This is a genomic window from Mesorhizobium sp. WSM4829, from assembly GCF_055811475.1.
Genome location: NZ_JBVVQJ010000066.1, coordinates 1 through 19,031, shown reverse-complemented (window position 1 = coordinate 19,031; position 19,031 = coordinate 1). Strand labels below are relative to the sequence as shown.

Below are 19,031 nucleotides of genomic sequence, written 5' to 3'. Positions count from 1 at the left end.
CATAGCCATCGCCTGTGGCCCGCGGGTTCCTTCCTCGGGGACTTTCGTACGCCTGCTGGCGCCCGAAACTCTTCACGAGGGCGGACCGGCAGCTTGTAGTTTGATATGTAGGTGAGCAGACATACAGCTCGGCGCAGGGATCCCCCATCTTTTGCTATCGGATAGCCGACATTCGCGGCAACCTGCGCTGATGTTCCGTTGCGGACTTCCCATATCGCACGAAAGAGCCGGACTTGATTGGAACTCTATCGTCGAGCAGATCAGCCACACGACGTAGTCTGCCAAATACCGACATTGCGCCGTCGCCTCGGTATGGAACGCGCGAGCCGAGAAAATTCGGTAGTCGCGCAGCCGCCATCATGCAGACCTATTAGATTTAGGACCTAGAGGATCGATCCGTAGCATATTCTGCCCACCAAGAGATAACGGGATGCATAAAGAGTATGCAAAGGTTCGAGGCAAGGAATGCATATGGACGATCCGCTTAGATCCATGAATCGGCCCGGTCTTGGACGTGCAACGATGGGCTACCAGCCGGCCGAGAATGATTTGTTGAGCGAGGTGCTGCGCGACCTGCGCCTTGCCCATGCGAGATATGGCCGCAGCGAGTTAACGGCGCCCTGGGGCATCGCCGTGCCGTTCAGGGAGGGCGTACGATTTCATGCGATGCTCGAGGGTCAGTGCTGGATACAAGCCAAGAGCTTGCCACCGCTGCTGCTGGAATGCGGCGATGTGCTTCTTCTTCCCCACGGAACAGAGCACACCATGTCCGACCGGCCCAAAGGGAGAGCCTTGCCACTGGACGATATCAAACCGGCGTTGATCGGGAATGGAACCTACGAATTGAAGTCCGGCGGCGGCGGTCCGCGATCGCTGATCGCATGCTGTACGATCGGCTTTGAGGGGCCGACGGCAAATCCGCTCCTGGAACTGCTGCCTCCGGTGATGCATATCCGCTATGCAGAGCACAGCGATACTGACCTGCCAAACCTCCTTGCTATGATGGCGCGGGAGGCTGATGGGCAAAGAATCGGATCGGCAACGGTAATGGCGCGCCTTGCTGATATTGTCATGACGCAAGTAATCAGATCCTGGGTCGAGACGTGTTCCGACAATCTGACTGGTTGGCTGGCGGCCGTGCGGGATCCGCAAATCGGGTCTGCGCTTGCAAGAATCCATCGCTCCCCCGGCGAAGACTGGCCAGTCGATCGCCTGGCGGCATTGTCTGGGCTGTCGCGATCGAGGTTTTCGCAGCGATTCAAGGGTCTGTTGTCGGTATCTCCCGCCCGCTATCTCCTGCAATGGAGGCTTAGGCTGGCCGAATCCTGGTTGCGGAACGGATATATGTCGCTGTCACAGGTCGCGTCTGAGTTGGGATATGAGTCCGATGCATCCTTCAGCAGGGCATTCAAACGCTTCATAGGCGTCTCGCCAGGCGCGGTCCGAGATTCCGGGCGCGGGTGAGCATAACAGAGACGGGATCGGTCCTGCATCGCCTGATGCGATCCACGGCTAATGTAATCAGTGCGACAAATGGTCAGACATTCAAGCGTTTCTGCCATAGCGGCGCCGCGCCAGGATCTGCAAATTCTCAAATGCCGTAACCACTTCGACCGATTCGCGAGCCAAAGCAGCGACTGCATCGCGGCGGATTATCGAAGGAGCAATAGCCGGGATTTCGCATGCGCCATGAACGCATGACGTGTGAATGCAGAATACCTCCTAGGCCGCTACCAGAAGGAGACTCATATGGCGTTGGTGTTGCCTGATCTTCCCCCACCAGCCACTGGCGAACACACGCCCTATTGCATTATCGCCAAGCATCGCGCCGCTCCTGGTCAAGGCGAAGCGCTCGTTACCCGGATGCTTGAGGATCTCGAAGCGACGAGATCAGAAACGGGCTGTCTACAATTCCACATCCATCGTGATCGATCCGACCCCGATCTCATCGTCATCTACGAAGTCTGGCGCAGTGTCGATGCAGTCAAGAGCCACTTCAGCGAAGCCTATGTCCAGAGGTTCGTCGTAGATGGTGGTGAGCTCGAACCGGGCGACATGGAGACGCAGTGGCTTGAGATGCTGAGCCCATATGCCAGCGGCAGAGATCCGCGATGACCGGTGACGAGCAGTCTCTTCTGAATCAGCGAGTCGTGATCGTTGGCGGGACAAGCGGCATGGGCATGGGGGCGGCTCTTGCGGCCTCGCGCGCAGGCGCCGAGGTCATCGCGCTCGGGCGGCGGCCACCGGCGAAATTGGCTGCAGAACAAAGCGCCCACGGTTCAATCACCTTCCAGTCGCTGGACATGACCGACGATGCGGCGGTCGAGCAAGTATTCGAAACGCTGGGGGCGCTCGACCACCTTCTCATCACCGCAACTCCACCAAGTCCTGGAGGAACCTTCCTCTCCCAAACGCTGGCCGACGCGCAGCCCGTTCTGTATGGCAAGCTCCTGGGCAGTTGGTCTTGCGCGCGGCACGCGGCGCCCAAGATGCGGAAAGGCGGTTCGATCACATTCACTACTGGAGGCTTGGTGACCAAGCCTCGCATGGGCGCTTCGATGATGATGGTCGCGTTCGCTGGTCTGGAGGCGCTGACACGAACCCTTGCGCTCGAACTCGGTCCGATCCGCGTCAACACAATCCGTCCAGGCGTCATAGACAGCGAAATGTGGGCCGGCATGCCGCAAACCAAGCGGGAGGCGTTTTTCGCGCTGGTGCGCGAGAGCTTCCCAGCAGGTCGCGTTGGAAAAGTCGACGATATCGGCAAGGCCGCACTTTTCCTGATGACTAATGATTTCGTGACCGGCGCTATTCTAGAAGTTTCAGGAGGTGAAACGCTGGTCAGCATCGAATGATCGAACAGATAGAGCCTCAAGGGTTAAGAGATCAGTATCCCTCCGGTTCACGCGGAAAGTTCACAACGGTGACCATCAACCAAGCGCGTTACAGCAATTTCCAATAAACAATGGACCGCAGATGAAAAGAATCATTGAGACACTACACGTTGCCCTAATTGTCGTTGCGTTCGCCCTCCCCGTTCCTTCCGGCGCATTGGCTCAAGATGGCTCGGCCGCGGCCGCGCCCCCGACGCAGTCCGAGTTACCCAAATGGCTTAGTCGCGGATTGCCGGGTCAGGCGCATGAGGTTCTGGCGCCACTAGTTGGCACCTGGCGGGTCCAGTTGAGCTTCTACGGCACGCTCGGCCGCAGCCCCGATCAGCCGCCGCTCGTGACGGACGACCTCATTAGCCGTCGGCAGTGGTTGGCAGGCGGCCGTTACATCGAAGACACGATGGAGGGGACGCTGGATGGAGCGCCAATCTGGCGCAAAGGCTGGCTCGGCTACAGTATCATGGACGACCGATACGAGTGGATTACGATCGATCCTGTCAACACAACCATGATGTACTACGAAGGCACCCCTGGATCCGGAAATCAAAGGCCCATCAGCATGTCCGGGGCCTTCACCGACCAGGGTGTGGCTGGCGAAGACACGGTCGGCAAGTCGATCGGCATGCGCACAGTAATCAAAATCGAGAACAACGATCGCCATGTCTTTGAGCTCTATTTCACGCGTCCCGGACAGCAAGAGACGTTGGCCACAAGCGGCCTCTATACACGGCTGAAAGAGTGACCGTCCGCTCGAGGGCGGCCCGGCGTCTCATTAGCTCGCCCGGTGCTTGGCAATGGCGCAACCGCGACCTCCAGCGCTGTCTACTTTCAGGAAGCCGCAAAGCTGATCTTTACGGCCGACATGAGGCGCAAAAGCAGCCATGCCGCCGTCGCGTGTGAGACTCTGCTTCGGGTCACAAGCAGAACAGCAGCCCCCTACGGCTCGTCCCTCTCATCGCGCAAATTAGACACAACGCGGCGGTTCTGCGACCTGCAGGCGGTGTCGGGGCAGTCGCGGACGAGCCTGTCCTTGCCGTAGCCCTTGGCCCACATGCGGTTGCGGTCTATGCCGCCGGCGGCGAGGTAGTCCATCACCGCATCGGCGCGCTGCTGCGACAGCGCCGTTTCACTTGCGCCGGGATCGTCGGCGAAACCCTGCAGCTTGAGCAGCCAGCGCGGATGCTTTGCTAACCAGGCGATCTGGGTGTCGAGGGTGGCCTTGGCGACAGAATCGAGCGCGGCCGAACCTTGCGTGAAATAGGTGCGGCGGCCGACATTGAGGATAAAATCCTCCTCGCTGCCCGGCTGCACGTTCTGGAAGCCGGCAACCTCGGTGTTGGTGATGTCGGGCGTGGAAGGGGCCAGCGTGTTGCTGGTCGAGCAGGATGCGGCCAGCACCAGCAGGCCAGCGGCGAGCAGCCGGCGCGTGTTTTCAATCATGAGGTTCATGAGGCGCCAGTCATTCGACAGGAGTGGAAGCGGGCGCCTGGTCGGCGATGTGCGGCAGGACCTGCACCGCGGTGCCGATCGGGCAGCGCTGGTAAAGGTCGATGATGTCTTCCGGGAACATGCGGATGCAGCCGCTGGAAGCGTCGGTGCCGATGCTCCATGGCTCTAGCGTGCCATGCAGGCGGTAGCCGGTGTCGGCGCCGTTGCGGTGCAGATAGAGCGCGCGCGGCCCGAGCGGATTGTTGGACGCGCCGCCTGCGACCATGTGCGGTAGGTCCGGCTTGCGCTTACGCATTTCGGGGGGCGGGACCCATTGCGGCCACAGCGCGCGGCGATCGATCGTCGCGCGGCCGTACCATTTGAAGCCGTCCTTGCCGACGCCGACGCCGTAGCGGATGGCGGTCTTGTTTTCCATGATGACGTAGAGGAAGTGGTGGCGGGTATCGACCACGACGGTGCCGACCGGCTCGCTGCTGAAATACTTGACGATCTGGCGATGCCATCTCTTGTCGATCTTGGCGAAGTTGGTCTTGCGATAGACAAAATTGTTGTCGCTGGCGGTACCGGCGAAAAAGGATTTTGCCGCCGCGGCTTGAGCAATATTGCTGGTTGCACTCACCGCGACCAGCGCCAGGCCGCCGAGCACGACACCCCTGCGTGATAAAACCATCGGCAATATTCCCCCCCATGCCAAAAGCCTGGCGGACCATAGTTGAGAATTACTTCGCCTCAAAGTGGAAAATGCTGCGTTGCTTCAGTCCGCCGGACATTCGGCAATTTGGCGGCGAGTGACCCAATTGTGACAATCTTGCCGAAGACAAACGTCTAACCTAAACCCCATCCAGGACCTTAACCAAATTGGCGCGACTGTTTGGGACCGAGCGTAGTTGCGACATTGCCCTATCCGGACGTGTGAGCAATGCCCACCAGCAGATTCAAAATCTTGCGGAAGCCGTGCGCCTCATAGATGCCGATCCAAACCAGGGCGTTGCTACTGCCGCGGCCGCGCTGGGGCTGTCCTATTCTTCGCTCTATCGACTGTTCCGGAACCTCGTGGGCCTTTCACCAAAACGATACGCGGGCGTCATGCGCTATTATCGACTAGTTGGGGCTCTGTGGCCGACGCGCCCGCCGGAGGACTGGCGCAATTGGCCGCCATGCAAGGCTATTTCGATCAAGCCCATGCGAGCCGCGATTTCCGGCGTTATACAGGCATCGGGCAAGCCGAATTCCGGCGCCATTTAAACGGAATTGCCAAGTTGATGAACACTCTTTGAACATCTGCACAATCGCGTAGGCGCATGCAGCCTGTGTCGACGGCTCTGTCGCTCAGGATGCGCCAGCGGCGGCATGCTCATCACAGGAGATATAAAATGGCCGACACGACAACACCCCACACCGCGCTTCTCGCGGCCCTCACGACAGAGCATTTCGTGCAGCAATCGGCGATCAGCGCAACTATCAGCGAAATGGCGTCGCGAACGACCATCTACATCATGTCGCTATCGAGCGCTCTAGTGGCGACGGGCTTTGTCGCGCAGTCGCCTGAATTCCTTCAGCCGTTTCTCCTAGCCGTGCTGCCATCGCTCTTTTTGCTGGGTAGCTTCACCGTCTTAAGGTTGATCGATATAGCCGCCGAGAACATGCAGGCCCATATCGGCATTGCCCGGATCAGGGCCTACTACCGAACGCTGGGGGAGGATGCTGCTTTTCAGTTTTCCAAAGAGTTCGGCCGTTGGCCAGAAAACGACGCCGAACCGTCGCTGCGTGCCGGGCCGCTCCTGGCGCATCTGACCACAGCCGCGACGATGATCGCTTTCGTAAATGCCATTGTCGCGGCGGCGGGCGTGACCCTTCTAGCACTATATGTCGGATCAGCGTTGGCGCCTGCACTGTGCCTTGGTGCCGGCACAACAACCGGCTTGATGATACTATTCTATTGGTACCAACGCCTTCGAACGAAAGGCATGGTCCGTCTCGCCAAAGCTTATGGCCCTGAAAAGAGCGTTCTTTGAGCGGGAGGTCAATGCAGTCGGGGTGATACAGCGCATCCGGGCTTTGTCGCCTATCGCAGGCCACTTCAACTGGCCGGCAACACAATGACCGCTTTGAAAGCCGGGCCCATCTATTGGCGAAGCGACGTGGTTGGTAGAGCCGACGGATAGTCGCCGGCTCCACATCACGTCTTTTGGCAAGAACGCCTAGCCCGAATTCATGTCGGGACGAACGCGTACCCATAACTCCTAGCGCCAGCTTTCGCTTGGCGAGCGCCCAGGCAGTGGTTTTCCAACAGCGCGACCGCGATGAAAAACGAGACTTGGCCGATGGCAACAGCGAGCGTGGCGAGCGCTTTGTCGTCGTAGAGGCTGGAAGCTCGGGCGTACAGCGCATCCGAACCGCGTTCGTTGCCGGCATCCGAGACGAAAATGGCCTGGACAAGGGCCAGTGCAACCCGTTCCGCTTCGCTGAAGCAGGTCGCCGCCTTCCACTGCGCTACTGCGGCGATGCGTTCGTCCGTATCCTGCGTTTTTCGCAGGTTGGACTTGTGCAACGCCGTGAGATACTCGCTGCCCACAATCTGACGTGCCCGAAGTTGGACCAGGTCTTGGGAGGAATGGTCCCGGTTGCGGTGGCTTTCGCTTGACCGGGGCGGTACTCGGGCGCGGGCGGAGCCTTAGAAATGACTCGCCACCAGCTGCAAGCCCCCCCACGATGATGTCATCCGAGTCCTGCAGGGCGAGCTAACCAGCGGACCGGGCCCACGGTGTAGGTAGCGAAACTACGCACTCGTCTGCATCGAGCTCAGTAGGCGTCGCTCTTCTTCGACAATATAATCGCGGATGATTGGGACATCGTCACGGCGAGCCGAGATCAGGATCTGGAAGACAAAATTTGAACCGTTTAGGAAGCCGAGTTCGGCCGACGCCAGATAGAAATCCCACATACGGCAGAAGCGTTCGCCCATCATGGCGACTGCCTCCTCGCGCCTGGCCTCATAACCGAGACGCCAATCGTGGATCGTCCAGTAATAGTGCAGCCGCAAATTTTCGCAGTCGGCGCACCAGATCCCCGTGCGCTCCAACGAGGCAAACACCTCTGACAAAGCCGGCACATACCCACCTGGAAAGATATACTTGCGGATGAACGGCGCCGTCGTACCAGGCGGTGACATGCGTCCGATCGCATGAACCAATGCGAAGCCGCCCTCCTTCAACAATCTACTGATGGTTGTGAAATAGCTGTCGAAATGAGCGACGCCTACGTGCTCCATCATTCCGATCGAGACAACACGGTCGAATTGTCCGCTGACCTCGCGATAGTCGACCTCGCGAAAATCGATCTGATGAGCGACCCCGGCCTCGATCGCTCGAAGCCGAGACGCCGCCAATTGCTCCGTCGAAACGTTGATCGCCGTGACCTTCACGTCGCAATACTTGGCAAGATAGATGGCGAGAGCGCCCCAGCCTGAGCCGATTTCCATCACATGCATGCCTGGCTCTAGCTTGAGCTTCGCGGCAATGTGGCGATGCTTGTCCATCTGCGCTTGCTGCAGACTGCTGTCCGGTGCCGTGTAATAGGCGCACGAATAGGTCATTGTCTCGTCGAGCCATAGCTCATAAAATTTCGTCGGGATGTCGTAGTGATGCTGAACGTTTTTGGCGGCGAGACCGAGCTTGTTGTTCTGCTGGCGCCGGCGCAACGCACGCCAGACTTTCCGCAACGCCTTCTGAACGGGGTGGGCTGCCAACCCAGTGCGGTTGACAGAAAAAAGTGACAAGAGGTCAAATGCTTTGCCACCGTTCTCGATCACCAAGCGGCCATCCATGTAGGCTTCGGCCGCCTTCAGTTCCGGATTGAAGAAGATCTCGCGTTCGACCGCTTTGTCGGTTAGGCGGATCGTCACGTCGGGCCCATCCTGTCCACTGCCGAAGGCTTGCCTGAAACCGTCCTCGAATATGACAGTCAGGCGCCCGTTTTTTACAAAACGGGAGAGCAGATTTGGCAGCAGACGCATTGTGGCTCGTTTTCTCGTCACTTGCCCCGTAAGTATGACTGCCCGGTGTCGGTACATCAATACCGATCTGGGGCGGAGAGGGATCGGACTTCAGAAGTCTCCTCCCAATGCCGAAGTAGCGACCCATCCGGGGCCGCCTGCCCCCGCGATCGGAAATGTCTACCCTGGCGCAATAAGATGTCCAAGGTGGTCGCCGGCAGCGTCTGCTATCCGGCAATCGCAAAGATCGCCTCAAGGACGGACATGCGGCGCAAAGCAGCCATGCCGCCGTCGCGTGTGAGACTCTGCTTCGGGTCGGAGAACGAACCCGCTACGCGGGAGGGCGCCTGCGGTTGAGGTAGAGATCAGGGACCGGTCGTCGCGCCCGCATTGAGCGTCATTCGGCGGCGGCAGAGCATGACGGGCTTCTTCAACAAGGGGCCTGACTATGACCCATCCCGCTCTCGATGCACACCCATCAGCCCTTTGCGCCAGCGGTTGATCGGCGACATGAACATGTGGCGTTTCTCACGGGAGACGCAGCGCAACTATCTCCGACCCATTCGGATTTGCGTAGCGGCGCGAGCCAGGCGGCGAAGGTGTCAGCCGAGTGCAAGGCCGGCCAGGTCACGGAAGAAGGCCAGATCGCCTGATCGATGCTTGGGAGGTTTTCCAACGCGGGCCGATGTCTGCGTTGCGCGCCCGCATCGAAAAGCCTTCACCGAGTCGGTCATCTGATGGAGGCGCCAGAGCCTCCAAAGGCGGACGATCGACAGCTTTTTGAGGTGAGCGTAACGAGATTCGTCAACGGGCGGATCCCCAAAAACGGCACCGACCCGAGAACAGTGGCTTTATCATTTTTTTGAGTCCTGCGCGGTAAGGTTCCGCGCATGTGGTTGAAGACTTACTTGATCATCACCGGCATCGGCGCGTTCGCGGCGCTGACAATGCCATGGCTGGTCATCATCGGCAGTTTCCTGATTATCCCGGGGCTCATCCTCGCGTCGATGCCCACGGCCTTCCTGTATGGCGTCGCCTTCGCGTTGTTCCGCTTGCTGCTCGGGCTTTTCCTTTCAGGCGTTCCTCTGAACGTCATGTCGGGCGCCGCGACGCTGGCACTGTTCTGGACCATCCCCCAGCCAGGCCTCACCTGGGCGAGGGATATGCTGGCCAGCCTGGAGGAGCCGGACATTCAGTCGAGCGCACCGATTGCGCTCAACGGCGACGTTCTCCTCGCCCGCCCGTTCGAGGGCCGTTGCGACGCATTATGCGCGGCCTTGCTCAAGACCCCGGGCGTCACTTCAGTCCGCGTCCAGACCCTTCGCGGTCATTCCAATACCTATCGCATCGTGCCGGACTCGACGCCCGGCAAACGAAGCACCGTCTTCGGGCATGGCCTGCTGGAAGAGCGGCGCTACGATGCCTCCGATCCGCTCGCCCCTCAGCGCGCGCTGGCAGCCGAATGGAACCTGATGATGTCAGAGGGCAAGGCGCTGCTGCAAAGCGACGACGCCCCCGAACCCGACCTCACTATCGCGATCGAGGACGGCCCCGTCGTGCCCGATGCCAAGCCCCGATCGGGACGGGTGGATTGGTCGCTCGAACCCTCCGCACCCCACCGCAAGGCGCTCACCATCACCGACGCCGGTGAACAGGTGCTGCTGCGGCAGTCGATCCTGTCGATCTTTGCCCCCGCGGCGCCGTTGCTGATCGGGGCTTCGGGCGGGATCGAGAACTTCCGGTTCGGCTGGGAGAGTCGGCGGCTCGGTGACGGAAGGATTTACGCCGAGGTTCCGGTCAACCGGCTGCTACTCGACCACACCAGCGTTTCGCGCGGCGTGGATATCGAAGCGGCGAAAACGAGAACGCGCGAGGAACTTGCCAGAGCGCTCGACGATCCGCGTAAGCCGGTGAGGAATCCCGCGTTCGCGCTCGCCAATCAGTGGATGGACTCGTTCCGCGCGAACGACCAGCCGCTCGGCGAGAGCGACCGGCGTCTGCTGGTTCGCATCTTGGAGGACCCGCGGGTGCGATCCTCAGACGGGCTGTGGGCGATCATCAAACAGGTCGATGGCGACTCCGCCGATCTGCGGCGGCTCGCCGCCAGCCGCTACCTCGCGGCCACCGACAAGAAGGAGGCGCGCCACTGGATCAATGCCCTGGCCGGCCTCCCTGTAGGTGCATACGCCGATCCTCTGCCGGAAGAGCGCGCGATTCTCGCCGATCCGGCGGTCAGCCGCTTTGCCACCGGCCTGATCAAGCGCCAGGGCGACCGCGGCGTCGATGCCGTCCCCGACCTGTTGCGGCTGCTGCGCGAGTACTCCGTCTACGATCCAGGCAAGTATGGCTTCAGCGACCTGACCGCGGCTACCGATGCCGTGCGAAGCGGCTTTCGCCGCATTGGCCCTGCGGCCTCTTTCGCGCGGCCTGAGATCGAGCAGTTCCTGGCTTCGCCGGGTCTGAAGTACCGCTATAAGACGCTCGGCCAGGAAGAATGGGACGCGCTGCTGGTCGTCCTCGGGAAGCCTGTCGAAACGCTTACCAAGCCGGAAAACCGAAGTGGTACCGACGCGAGGTACCGCGAGCGCGTCGCTCAACGGGCCGCCAGGCCTTACGATCCGCGCCGGGATTGATCGACGACACGGGACGAGAACCTCGCCAATTTATTGCATGCGGATTCCGCTATTTCGGCCTAATCGTTCAAGCGATTGATCGTGCTTCGAAACGTCCTGCTTTTTGGAAGAGTGTGCCGCCGCTCAGAGGCAGAATCTCAGCGCAGAGTAACGTCAATGGTTTGATTCAGCCCTTGTCCGCGATGGCGGGATCGTTGGTTACAGGCGCAACCATGATCTCCAGCGTGGTCGTTGGCTATGTCTGCTTTCAGGAAACGGCAAAACTGATCTCAACGACCTGAATGAGGCGCAGGGCCGACCGACACAAGGTTTGGGGCCACCCCGATTGCGGCTGTCGGCCCGCTGGTACCGCCAGCCCCGCGCTTTCCCCATAGCATCCACCCTGCACCCCACGGCTTCCTGCTTGGGAAGTTCTCCAACGCGGGCTGATGTCGATCCAAGCCCGCACCCTCGCGCTGCGGCCCACATCGAAAAACGTTCACAGGTATGCCGTTAAATCGTGTAGTATCGACGTTTTTCGGAGACGGCATGTCCGAGGAGCGGGTTGAGCGCCGTCTGGCGGCGATCCTGGCTGCCGACGTGGTAGGCTACAGTCGCCTGATGGAAGCAAATGAAGAGCGAACGCTCGGCGCGCTTCGCCAGCATCGCCGCGAGTTCTTCGATCCCACTGTAGCCAAGCATGGCGGGCGCATCTTCAAGGTGATGGGCGACGGCTTGCTTGTCGAGTTCGGCAGCGTTCTCAACGCCGCCCGTTGTGCCGTAGAAATCCAGCGCGGGATGGTAGAGCGCAACGCCGGGATCCCGGAACACCGCCATTTCAAGTTTCGGATGGGCATCAATCTCGGCGATCTTGTCGTCGACGGCGACGATTTTTACGGCGACGGTGTGAACATGGCAGTCCGGTTGCAAGGTCTCGCCGTACCCGGCGGCATTGCCTGTTCGGAGGCGGTGCGCCACGAGGTCGGCAACAAACTCGACCTGGACTTCGCCGATCAGGGTGCCAGGACGGTGAAGAACATGTCCCATCCGGTGCATGTCTATTTCGCCAATTGGGGGAATGTCGCCTCGCGCAGCGACATGCGGACCGGCGAGATTGGGACGCGCCCCGACAAGCCTTCGGTGGCCGTCCTGCCCTTCGCCAATATGAGCAACGATCCCGACCAGGAGTTCTTCAGCGACGGCATCACCGAGGACATCATCACGGACCTGTCCAACGTTTCGGGCCTCTTCGTGCTCAGCCGCAACACCGTCTTCGCCTGCAAGCGCCGCGCCCTGAACCTGGAACACATCGCCAGTGAACTCGGTGTCGCCTATGTGGTCGAGGGAAGCGTCCGCAAAGCCGGGAACCGCGTCAGGATCAATGCCGAACTGACCGAAGGGGCGAGCGACGGCCACGTCTGGGCCGCCCGCTATGACCGCGACCTCACCGATATCTTCGCCGTGCAGGACGGGATCACCAAGGCAATCGTCGAGCAGCTCAAGGTCAAACTCCTTCCCGAGGAGAAGAAGGCGATCGAGCAAGCGCCGACCGAGAATGTCGAAGCCTATACGCATTATCTGAGAGGCCGCGAGTATTACCACATCGCGTCGAAGGCAAACCACCTGATGGCCAGGCAAAGTTTCGCCAGGGCTATCGAACTCGACCCGAGCTATGCTCGAGCCTATGCCGGCATCGCGGTCTGCAACACGCGGCTCCGCTCGCAATTTGGCTTCGACATTCAGGTCGAGGATATTCTGGCAACCACTGCAAAGGCGTTGGCTATCGACCCCAATCTGCCGGAAGCGTATGCGGCCATGGGGCACGCCCTTTCGGGCGCTGGTCGCCGCGCCGAGGCGGTTGCCGCCTTCGAGCGGGCTTTGGCCATCGATCCTAACTGCCATGAGGCCAATCGGTACTATGCCGAGTTCTGCGTGACCCAGGGTCAGTTCGAAATGGCAGCGACGTATTTCCTGAGGGCAATGGAGATCAAGCCGGCGGACTATGGTGCGCCGGTTATGCTCGTGAACGTCTTCCGCTCGCTCGGGCAGAACGATCAAGCCGAAAACTATGCGCGGATCGCGATAGAGAAGGCCGAGGAGGAGCTAAGGCTCCACCCGGAGAATGCCAATGTCGGATGCCTTGGCGCGATCATGCTCGCCTTCCTCGGTGAGCACGATCGAGCATTGGCATGGCTGGAGCGCTCCCTTGCGACCGAATCCGGCGACATAAACATCCAGTACAATGCCGCCTGCACCTATGCGCTGCTGGGCGAGAGCGACCGGTCGATCGACCTGCTGGAGGCCTGGTTGCCTCAGGTCGGCACGGAAATGAAGCTGTGGTTCAAGAACGACTCCGATTTCGAGTCCATTCGCGGCCACCCGCGCTATCCCAGGCTGATAGAACTCACGGAATAGGGCGGGGCCGGGGCGCGTTCGCAGACCCGACAAACAAAAGGCTTACGTTGCTTACGAAGTTCTCGCCAAGCAACGGAGATTAATTTATGCTAAGCTAATATAGGTCGTGGGGTACTGGGATGGCGACCCGGTTCAGGCTCTTTGTCCAGCCTCCGTTCGAGGACGCTCGAGCGTGCCCTGAAATCGTCACGGTTTCATCGCCGCTCAGAAGCGTCGGTGTCGGCCCGTCGGACGATCGAATGTATGTCGTGGAGCCGGTCGGCAAGACCAGGCCCTATGGCGTGAACCGCGCGCCCTTGGGAACGCCGTTTATCTATCTGCCGCCCTGGACAGGAAATATCCTCGCGCCGGCAGTGCCCGACGAGCGCGGCAATTTCGATCACTACCAGCCATCGATGCCCGGCTTCGAGGCCGCGCATCTCTTCGGCTCCGTGCGGTTCACGCTCGATGTGTGGGAACGCTATCTTGGCCAGTCGGTTGCATGGCATTTCCGCGAGCACCATGAGCGTCTGGAAATCTCGATCCTGCCGACGTGGAACAATGCGCAGTTCGGCTACGGCTATCTCGAAGTGGGCAGCCAGTTCGAGACGGACGGAACTATCCTCCCTTTCAGCCTCGACTTCGACATCATCGCTCACGAGGTCGGCCACGCGATAGCCTTCGCCGTGCTGGGCGTGCCGGGGCTGGGCAAAGAGTTCCCCGAATATGTCGGCTTCCAGGAAGCCTTCTCCGACTGCGTGTCGCTGATCGCCGCCATGCATTTCCCGTCGGTGATCGACAATGTGCTTGGCGAGACGCGCGGCAACCTCTATCTGGCCAACCGTCTCGCGCGCTTTTCGGAATTTTCGCCGCATAGCCAGATAAGGTTGGCGAACAACCAGCGGACGATGGCCGAATTCGTTTACGGCTGGAAGAACGAGCATGACCTATCGGAGCCGCTCACCGGCGCGATATTCGACATCCTGGTCGATATCTTTCACGAGAGCCTGGTGGCCCGCGGCCTGATCTCGTCCGAGGTCGAGAATCTCGCCGATGTCGCCGAAGCCGATCCGGCTGCCCGGGCGCCACTACAGGACGCATTCGACCGTGCTTTCGTCCGCCGGACCGACGGTTTCCGCGAGGCGCTGCTCGATGCGCGCGACGTCGTCGGGATGTATCTCGCCGAAACGCTATGGGCTCTGGGGCCCGATTTTCTGGACTATGGAGATGTTGCGACGGCGATGCTCGCCGTCGACGAGGTCGAAACGGGGGGTGAGTTCGCAAGGCTTATCGATCGCAATTTCAGGCGTCGGGGCATCGGCGAGCTGCACGCTGGCAGGCGGATCAACAACAGGCCGCGCCGCGGCCATTCCCATTCGGCGCGCACCTTGCTGCCGAGAGATATATCTAATTTTCCGAAGATGAGCTATCGAGAAAGAGTTCTGTTGGCGAGGTCGATGTCCAGTTAGATAATAATTAGTGGAGAGGAAGATGTCAGATAATGAAACACTACTTGGCGTATCGTCTGTATATCTGTTTGGTCGTCTGCTTGAAGACGTGATTTTGAAAGGAGGCGGCATATACGATAACTGGCAGGTACCAAGACCAGGAAACAACAATTTTCTGCGACGCCAGCTCGAACATGCTGCTGGTCCCGCTGGGAAGGAACAGCCTGACGCGCGTTTGGCACGGATTTTTTCTTTTTCCTTTGAAGGAGCATTTTATGAACTGGCTCCGCCAGCGATTTTTCTCGTCCATGGGGCTGGCCTCGACCCCGACGACCCTCCCCCGACCAATGCCGACAACAAAGTTGCGTACAAAAGACTGTCCCGAGTTCCCGGCTCCAGTGCGCGAACGGGTCTCGGCTTTCAGATTGGGGCTTTCTCCAAGGACATGAAAGTATGGATTTACGACAAGAGTGACCATTCGCTCAGGTTGGACGCAGAGACGGGGTCACTCGAGCAAATCCTGTTATCTGGAGAGGCCCATGGCGGAGGCATGGGCAGGTCGGGCGGCGGCATGGGTAGATCGGGCGGCGTCATGGGCAGATCCGGTGGCAGCATGGGTAGATCGGGCGGCGTGATGGCAAGATCAAGCGGATGGACGCCACGAAAAGCAGGCGATCTAGATTGATCTCGTCGAACATGAGGCAGGAACAAGGGAGGAACTTAATATGGCTGTAGATATAGATTATCTGGAAGTAAGCCCTGTTAAAATCATCAAGGGGGCATTGTATACTTTGACATTGTTGGCGATGAGCTTCTGACGGCCGACTTGAAATTCTACGCCTCATTCGATCGGGCTGGCGCGCAACCGGACGATCAAATTGAAGTCCATGTCGATGATTCGAAGACAGGAAAAGAAACAAGACTGCCGATGATTGCTGAGGCAACTGAAAACGCGGACAACGATGCGAATAAGGTACGCTGGGTTGTGATCAAATTGAATGGCAATATAGAGGACGCCGCACAAGGTTTAATAGTCATTTAGAAGGCCTTCACCGCCTGCAATCCGGCCCGCCAGAAGTCGGCTCCTGGCGCTGTTCCCACGATTTGAGCACACGCATTGCACGGAGCCTGTGCGCAGTAATCGACCACACCACTCAAGGTATCAGCACGACCTTGCCGGTCGAGCGGCGCTCCTCCAGCAGGCGGTGCGCTTCGTTGGCCCGGTCGAGCGGATAGCGGCCGCCTTGCGTCACGGCAAGCTGGCCGCCGGCGGCCAGTTGGAAAAGCTCCGACAGGCTGGCCCTGAGGCCGTCGGCGGAGAGCAGCGGAAGCAGGGCAAAACCTCGCAGGGACTGGTTCCGGGTGATCATCGCTTCCAGTTGCGCAGCGCCGATTGCGTATCTGCCCAGCGCCGCAAACACCAGCTCTCCACCTGGCGCGAGAACCTCCAGCGATGCCGCCGTCATCGCGCCGCCGACAATGTCGTACACGACATCGACGCCGGCGCCGCCAGCCGCCTCCCGCACTCGCGCGGGCCAATACGACGTGCTGTAATCGACCGCGGCATCGGCGCCAAGCGACAGGGCAAGGTCGAGCTTGACCCTGCTCCCGGCGACCGCGATCACGTTGCTGGCGGCCTGGCGTTTGGCGAGTTGGACCAGCAGGGAGCCAACACCGCCTGCAGCTGCAGTGACCAGCACCGATTTGCCGGCTGGCGGGCTTTGCCGCAGCAGATGAAAAGCCGTCAGTCCCTGCACCATCAAAGCCGTCGCGTCTTCGAATGAGAGCGCATCAGGCAAAGGCACGGCCAGCCTTGCATCGATCGTCACATAGTCGGCATAGCCGCCAAACGGGCGCTTCGAAGCGAACAGCGGCGCAGCTATGCGTGTCCCGGCCAACGAGATGTCGACCCCGTGACCAAGCGCCTCCACGGTGCCGGCAGCCTCGACGCCGAGAACCATCGGCAATTGCGGCGTCACCGCGTAGCGATCCCCGCGCATCAACACTTCGAAGAAATTCACGCCGGCCGCATGAACGCGGATCAGCACCTCGCCTGTTTGCGGCTCTGGCTTCGGCATCTCGACGACGTCCAGGACGTCGGGACCGCCGAAACGGTTCAGTTGAATGGCTCTCATGGCATGCATTCATCGCTATGGCATCGGCTGCTGTTTGCCACTATCTGCCTGATCGCGACTACACACTCATTTGTCCCCTGCTGGCCAGGAGGTGACCATGGCCATGCCGACCAAAACGGGGCCGACCAAAACGGGGCCGACCAAAAGGCTGCCAACCAAGAGACTGCCGCTGCTGCCGGCGGAACGCGCGCTGAAGGTGATCTCGGGCCGATGGAAGGCTGTCATTCTCTACCATCTCTTCGACGGCCCCCGGCGGCTGTCGGCGCTGAAGACGCTGGTGCCTGATATCGCCCAGAAAGTGCTGATCCAGCAGCTTCGCGAAATGGAGGAACACGGCCTTGTCAGACGCGAGATCTTTGCCGAGATCCCCTCACGCGTCGAATATTCGGCGACGCACCTCGGTCTCAGCCTCGAGCCTATCCTTCTGGCGCTCTGCGCGTGGGGTCAGCACCATGCGGATGAGTTGAACGAGATGGACCGCCTCGCCGACTGCATCATCAGGCCTCGGCAGGCGCGCCCGCCAGCCATCGCCTGAATGCCAGCCATCGCCTGAATCAAAAAGGGGCGACGCAAGCGCCGCCCCCGGAATCCTTCTAGGCATGAACCCTCGGAAGGATTGTCCTGGTCTGCGGTTCAGGCCGCCTTGACTTCCTCGGCTACCGCGTCGGCCTGGCGCGCCGCCTTCAGCACTTTGGCCCACCATGCAACATCGTTGACCAGCGCGGTCGCCGCCTGGTTCAGGTGCTCGAGTTCCTCGAGCTTCTTTTCACCTTGCCGGACGGCAAGGAAATCGCCCCAGGCGATATGGACTGCCGACTTGACCGGCGCCATCTGCAGCTCGACCGCATGCAGCCTCAGCTGCTCGACGGCACGCGCGCCGCCGACGCTGCCATAGCCGACGAAGCCGGCCGGCTTCTTGTTCCATTCATTGGCTGCGTAGTCGATCGCGTTCTTCAGCACGGCGGTCGGGCCATGGTTGTATTCGGCGGCGGTAAAGATGAAGCCATCGAACTCGGCGACCTTCTTCTGCCAGCGCTTTGCCACTTCATTCTGCGACGGCGCCCAGGCGGACGAAGCGACCTCGTCGAAGAACGGCAGCGGGAAGTCGCGCAGGTCGACCACCTCCACGTCGATGTCGGCATGCGACTTGGCGATCTTGGCGATCCACTGGGTCGGAACGTCGGCGAAGCGTGCGGCGCGGGTCGAACCGACGACAATGGCGATTTTGGGTTTGGACATAGAGGGGCTCTCCTTCAGGCGAATTACTGGTATCGTTTAGATACCTGAGCTATATGAGTGACTGTGCTCACAAGGCGCAAGGAGGCACCTTTTTGATACCAAGGCACCCGCACCGCACCGAGGACTGCCGCGCCATCTCGGAAATCCTGCAGCGCGTCGGCGACAAATGGACCGTGCTCGTCGTCGGCAAGCTCGGTGACGGGCCGCTGCGCTTCAACGAATTGCGCAGCGCCGTCGGCGGCATTTCGCAAAAAATGCTAACCACCACGTTGCGCGGGCTGGAGCGCGACGGCTTCGTCACCCGGACCGTGTTTCCGACCATTCCGCCACGCGTCGATTATGAGCTGACCGACCTTGGCTACGAGCTGCTTGTGCCGGTCGGCGCGCTCGGCGAATGGGCGCGCAAGAACACCGAGCGGGTCAAGGCAGCGCGCGAAAAGTTCGATGAGATACATGCCTGAAACCTTTGCGCCGCAAGGCTTGGCGGCAGCGCGGCAAAAACCGCTCGCCTGCCCTTCTCCCCTTGTGGGAGAAGGTGGCCTCGCGAAGCGAGGTCGGATGAGGGGTGTTCCAGCTTGGCACCGACGGTGCTCCGGCCAACACCCCTGCCATGAAAGTAACTTCAAACTCTGTTTCATTTCAATCAGATAGCGGCTTGAGCCAAGGGCTCGATTTTAAAGCCGATATACCAGAGAAAGCGGCCCGCGCACCTTTCATCTACGATGGCGCCCGGCGCCGGGCGATGTGTCTCATCCGTCTCGGCGCTGCGCGCCGATCCACCTTCTCCCACAAGGAGGGCTTTGCGCGGGAGCCGAAGTTTGGCGCAGATGGCGCATGGGGCGTTTTTTAAACCGCAATCAAGCCACATT

General features: G+C 60.2%; 21 protein-coding genes. 14 read left to right on the top strand and 7 right to left on the bottom strand.

The annotated features are described in order from the left end of the window. The first annotated feature begins 471 nt into the window (after positions 1–471). The 4 genes from AC0L17_RS33195 to AC0L17_RS33180 all read left to right on the top strand — a co-directional run bounded on the left by AC0L17_RS33195 (position 472) and on the right by AC0L17_RS33180 (position 3,633). Positions 472–1,464 carry a cupin domain-containing protein gene (locus AC0L17_RS33195; RefSeq protein WP_473518824.1) on the top strand — a complete coding sequence of 331 codons (993 nt, stop codon included), beginning with the start codon at positions 472–474 and terminating at the stop codon, positions 1,462–1,464. A gap of 285 nt (positions 1,465–1,749) precedes the next feature. Next, positions 1,750–2,115 carry a putative quinol monooxygenase gene (locus AC0L17_RS33190; protein ID WP_023799825.1) on the top strand — a complete coding sequence of 122 codons (366 nt, stop codon included), beginning with the start codon at positions 1,750–1,752 and terminating at the stop codon, positions 2,113–2,115. Next, positions 2,112–2,855, top strand: coding sequence for an SDR family oxidoreductase (locus AC0L17_RS33185; RefSeq protein WP_473518823.1), 744 nt, complete (start codon positions 2,112–2,114; stop codon positions 2,853–2,855). Before AC0L17_RS33190 ends, AC0L17_RS33185 begins: the two co-directional genes overlap by 4 nt. Before the next feature lie 121 nt (positions 2,856–2,976). Beyond that, positions 2,977–3,633, top strand: a complete 657-nt coding sequence (locus AC0L17_RS33180; protein ID WP_473518822.1) for a DUF1579 family protein — start codon at positions 2,977–2,979, stop codon at positions 3,631–3,633. A gap of 194 nt (positions 3,634–3,827) precedes the next feature. On the opposite strand, the gene AC0L17_RS33175 is transcribed toward AC0L17_RS33180, so the two are convergent. Both AC0L17_RS33175 and AC0L17_RS33170 read right to left on the bottom strand, forming a co-directional pair. Further along, on the bottom strand, positions 3,828–4,340 hold the full coding sequence (locus AC0L17_RS33175; RefSeq protein ID WP_287172588.1) for an OmpA family protein: 513 nt from the start codon (positions 4,338–4,340) through the stop codon (positions 3,828–3,830). A 10-nt stretch (positions 4,341–4,350) separates the two neighbouring features. Next, entirely contained in the window at positions 4,351–5,010 is a 660-nt protein-coding gene (locus AC0L17_RS33170; RefSeq protein WP_287223612.1) for a L,D-transpeptidase, read from the bottom strand. Positions 5,011–5,252: 242 nt separating this feature from the next. Between AC0L17_RS33170 and AC0L17_RS33165 the strand changes: the two genes are divergently transcribed. Together AC0L17_RS33165 and AC0L17_RS33160 are read left to right on the top strand one after the other, a co-directional pair. Further along, complete coding sequence (locus AC0L17_RS33165; RefSeq protein ID WP_473518821.1) at positions 5,253–5,585, top strand: hypothetical protein; 333 nt, start codon at positions 5,253–5,255, stop codon at positions 5,583–5,585. A gap of 128 nt (positions 5,586–5,713) precedes the next feature. After that, positions 5,714–6,355 (top strand): hypothetical protein, encoded by a 642-nt coding sequence (locus tag AC0L17_RS33160; RefSeq protein WP_167366605.1) that lies wholly within the window; start codon positions 5,714–5,716, stop codon positions 6,353–6,355. 197 nt (positions 6,356–6,552) lie between these two features. Here AC0L17_RS33160 and AC0L17_RS33155 read toward each other — a convergent pair whose 3' ends face one another. Both AC0L17_RS33155 and AC0L17_RS33150 read right to left on the bottom strand, forming a co-directional pair. Continuing rightward, a complete protein-coding gene (locus tag AC0L17_RS33155; protein WP_473518825.1) occupies positions 6,553–6,942 on the bottom strand; it encodes a carboxymuconolactone decarboxylase family protein in 390 nt (129 codons plus the stop codon). 177 nt (positions 6,943–7,119) lie between these two features. Further along, positions 7,120–8,355 carry a class I SAM-dependent methyltransferase gene (locus AC0L17_RS33150; RefSeq protein WP_473518820.1) on the bottom strand — a complete coding sequence of 412 codons (1,236 nt, stop codon included), beginning with the start codon at positions 8,353–8,355 and terminating at the stop codon, positions 7,120–7,122. A gap of 887 nt (positions 8,356–9,242) precedes the next feature. Here AC0L17_RS33150 and AC0L17_RS33145 point away from each other — a divergent pair. From AC0L17_RS33145 to AC0L17_RS33120, 6 genes are all read left to right on the top strand, one after another. Then, complete coding sequence (locus AC0L17_RS33145; protein ID WP_473518819.1) at positions 9,243–10,967, top strand: hypothetical protein; 1,725 nt, start codon at positions 9,243–9,245, stop codon at positions 10,965–10,967. Then, positions 10,964–11,248: a hypothetical protein gene (locus AC0L17_RS33140; RefSeq protein ID WP_473518818.1), complete on the top strand. Its 285-nt coding sequence runs from the start codon at positions 10,964–10,966 to the stop codon at positions 11,246–11,248. Before AC0L17_RS33145 ends, AC0L17_RS33140 begins: the two co-directional genes overlap by 4 nt. Positions 11,249–11,495: 247 nt before the next feature. Beyond that, complete coding sequence (locus tag AC0L17_RS33135) at positions 11,496–13,361, top strand: TPR end-of-group domain-containing protein (protein ID WP_473518817.1); 1,866 nt, start codon at positions 11,496–11,498, stop codon at positions 13,359–13,361. Between the two features lie 119 nt (positions 13,362–13,480). After that, positions 13,481–14,809, top strand: a complete 1,329-nt coding sequence (locus AC0L17_RS33130; protein ID WP_473518816.1) for a gluzincin family metallopeptidase — start codon at positions 13,481–13,483, stop codon at positions 14,807–14,809. Positions 14,810–14,831: 22 nt separating this feature from the next. Beyond that, on the top strand, positions 14,832–15,473 hold the full coding sequence (locus tag AC0L17_RS33125; protein WP_473518815.1) for a hypothetical protein: 642 nt from the start codon (positions 14,832–14,834) through the stop codon (positions 15,471–15,473). Positions 15,474–15,614: 141 nt separating this feature from the next. Continuing rightward, complete coding sequence (locus AC0L17_RS33120; protein ID WP_473518814.1) at positions 15,615–15,830, top strand: hypothetical protein; 216 nt, start codon at positions 15,615–15,617, stop codon at positions 15,828–15,830. 112 nt (positions 15,831–15,942) lie between these two features. On the opposite strand, the gene AC0L17_RS33115 is transcribed toward AC0L17_RS33120, so the two are convergent. Further along, positions 15,943–16,923, bottom strand: coding sequence for a quinone oxidoreductase family protein (locus tag AC0L17_RS33115; RefSeq protein WP_473518813.1), 981 nt, complete (start codon positions 16,921–16,923; stop codon positions 15,943–15,945). A 97-nt stretch (positions 16,924–17,020) separates the two neighbouring features. On the opposite strand from AC0L17_RS33115, the gene AC0L17_RS33110 reads away from it, so the two are divergent. Beyond that, positions 17,021–17,458, top strand: coding sequence for a winged helix-turn-helix transcriptional regulator (locus AC0L17_RS33110; protein ID WP_473518812.1), 438 nt, complete (start codon positions 17,021–17,023; stop codon positions 17,456–17,458). 98 nt (positions 17,459–17,556) lie between these two features. Here the strand turns inward: AC0L17_RS33110 and AC0L17_RS33105 are convergent, their stop codons facing one another. Continuing rightward, on the bottom strand, positions 17,557–18,162 hold the full coding sequence (locus tag AC0L17_RS33105) for an NADPH-dependent FMN reductase (protein ID WP_128176248.1): 606 nt from the start codon (positions 18,160–18,162) through the stop codon (positions 17,557–17,559). Between the two features lie 92 nt (positions 18,163–18,254). Between AC0L17_RS33105 and AC0L17_RS33100 the strand changes: the two genes are divergently transcribed. After that, on the top strand, positions 18,255–18,623 hold the full coding sequence (locus tag AC0L17_RS33100; protein WP_167366537.1) for a winged helix-turn-helix transcriptional regulator: 369 nt from the start codon (positions 18,255–18,257) through the stop codon (positions 18,621–18,623). A 182-nt stretch (positions 18,624–18,805) separates the two neighbouring features. Here AC0L17_RS33100 and AC0L17_RS33095 read toward each other — a convergent pair. After that, positions 18,806–19,031, bottom strand: a 226-nt coding sequence (locus tag AC0L17_RS33095; RefSeq protein ID WP_473518811.1) for a hypothetical protein, incomplete at its 5' end; no start/stop codon positions are given.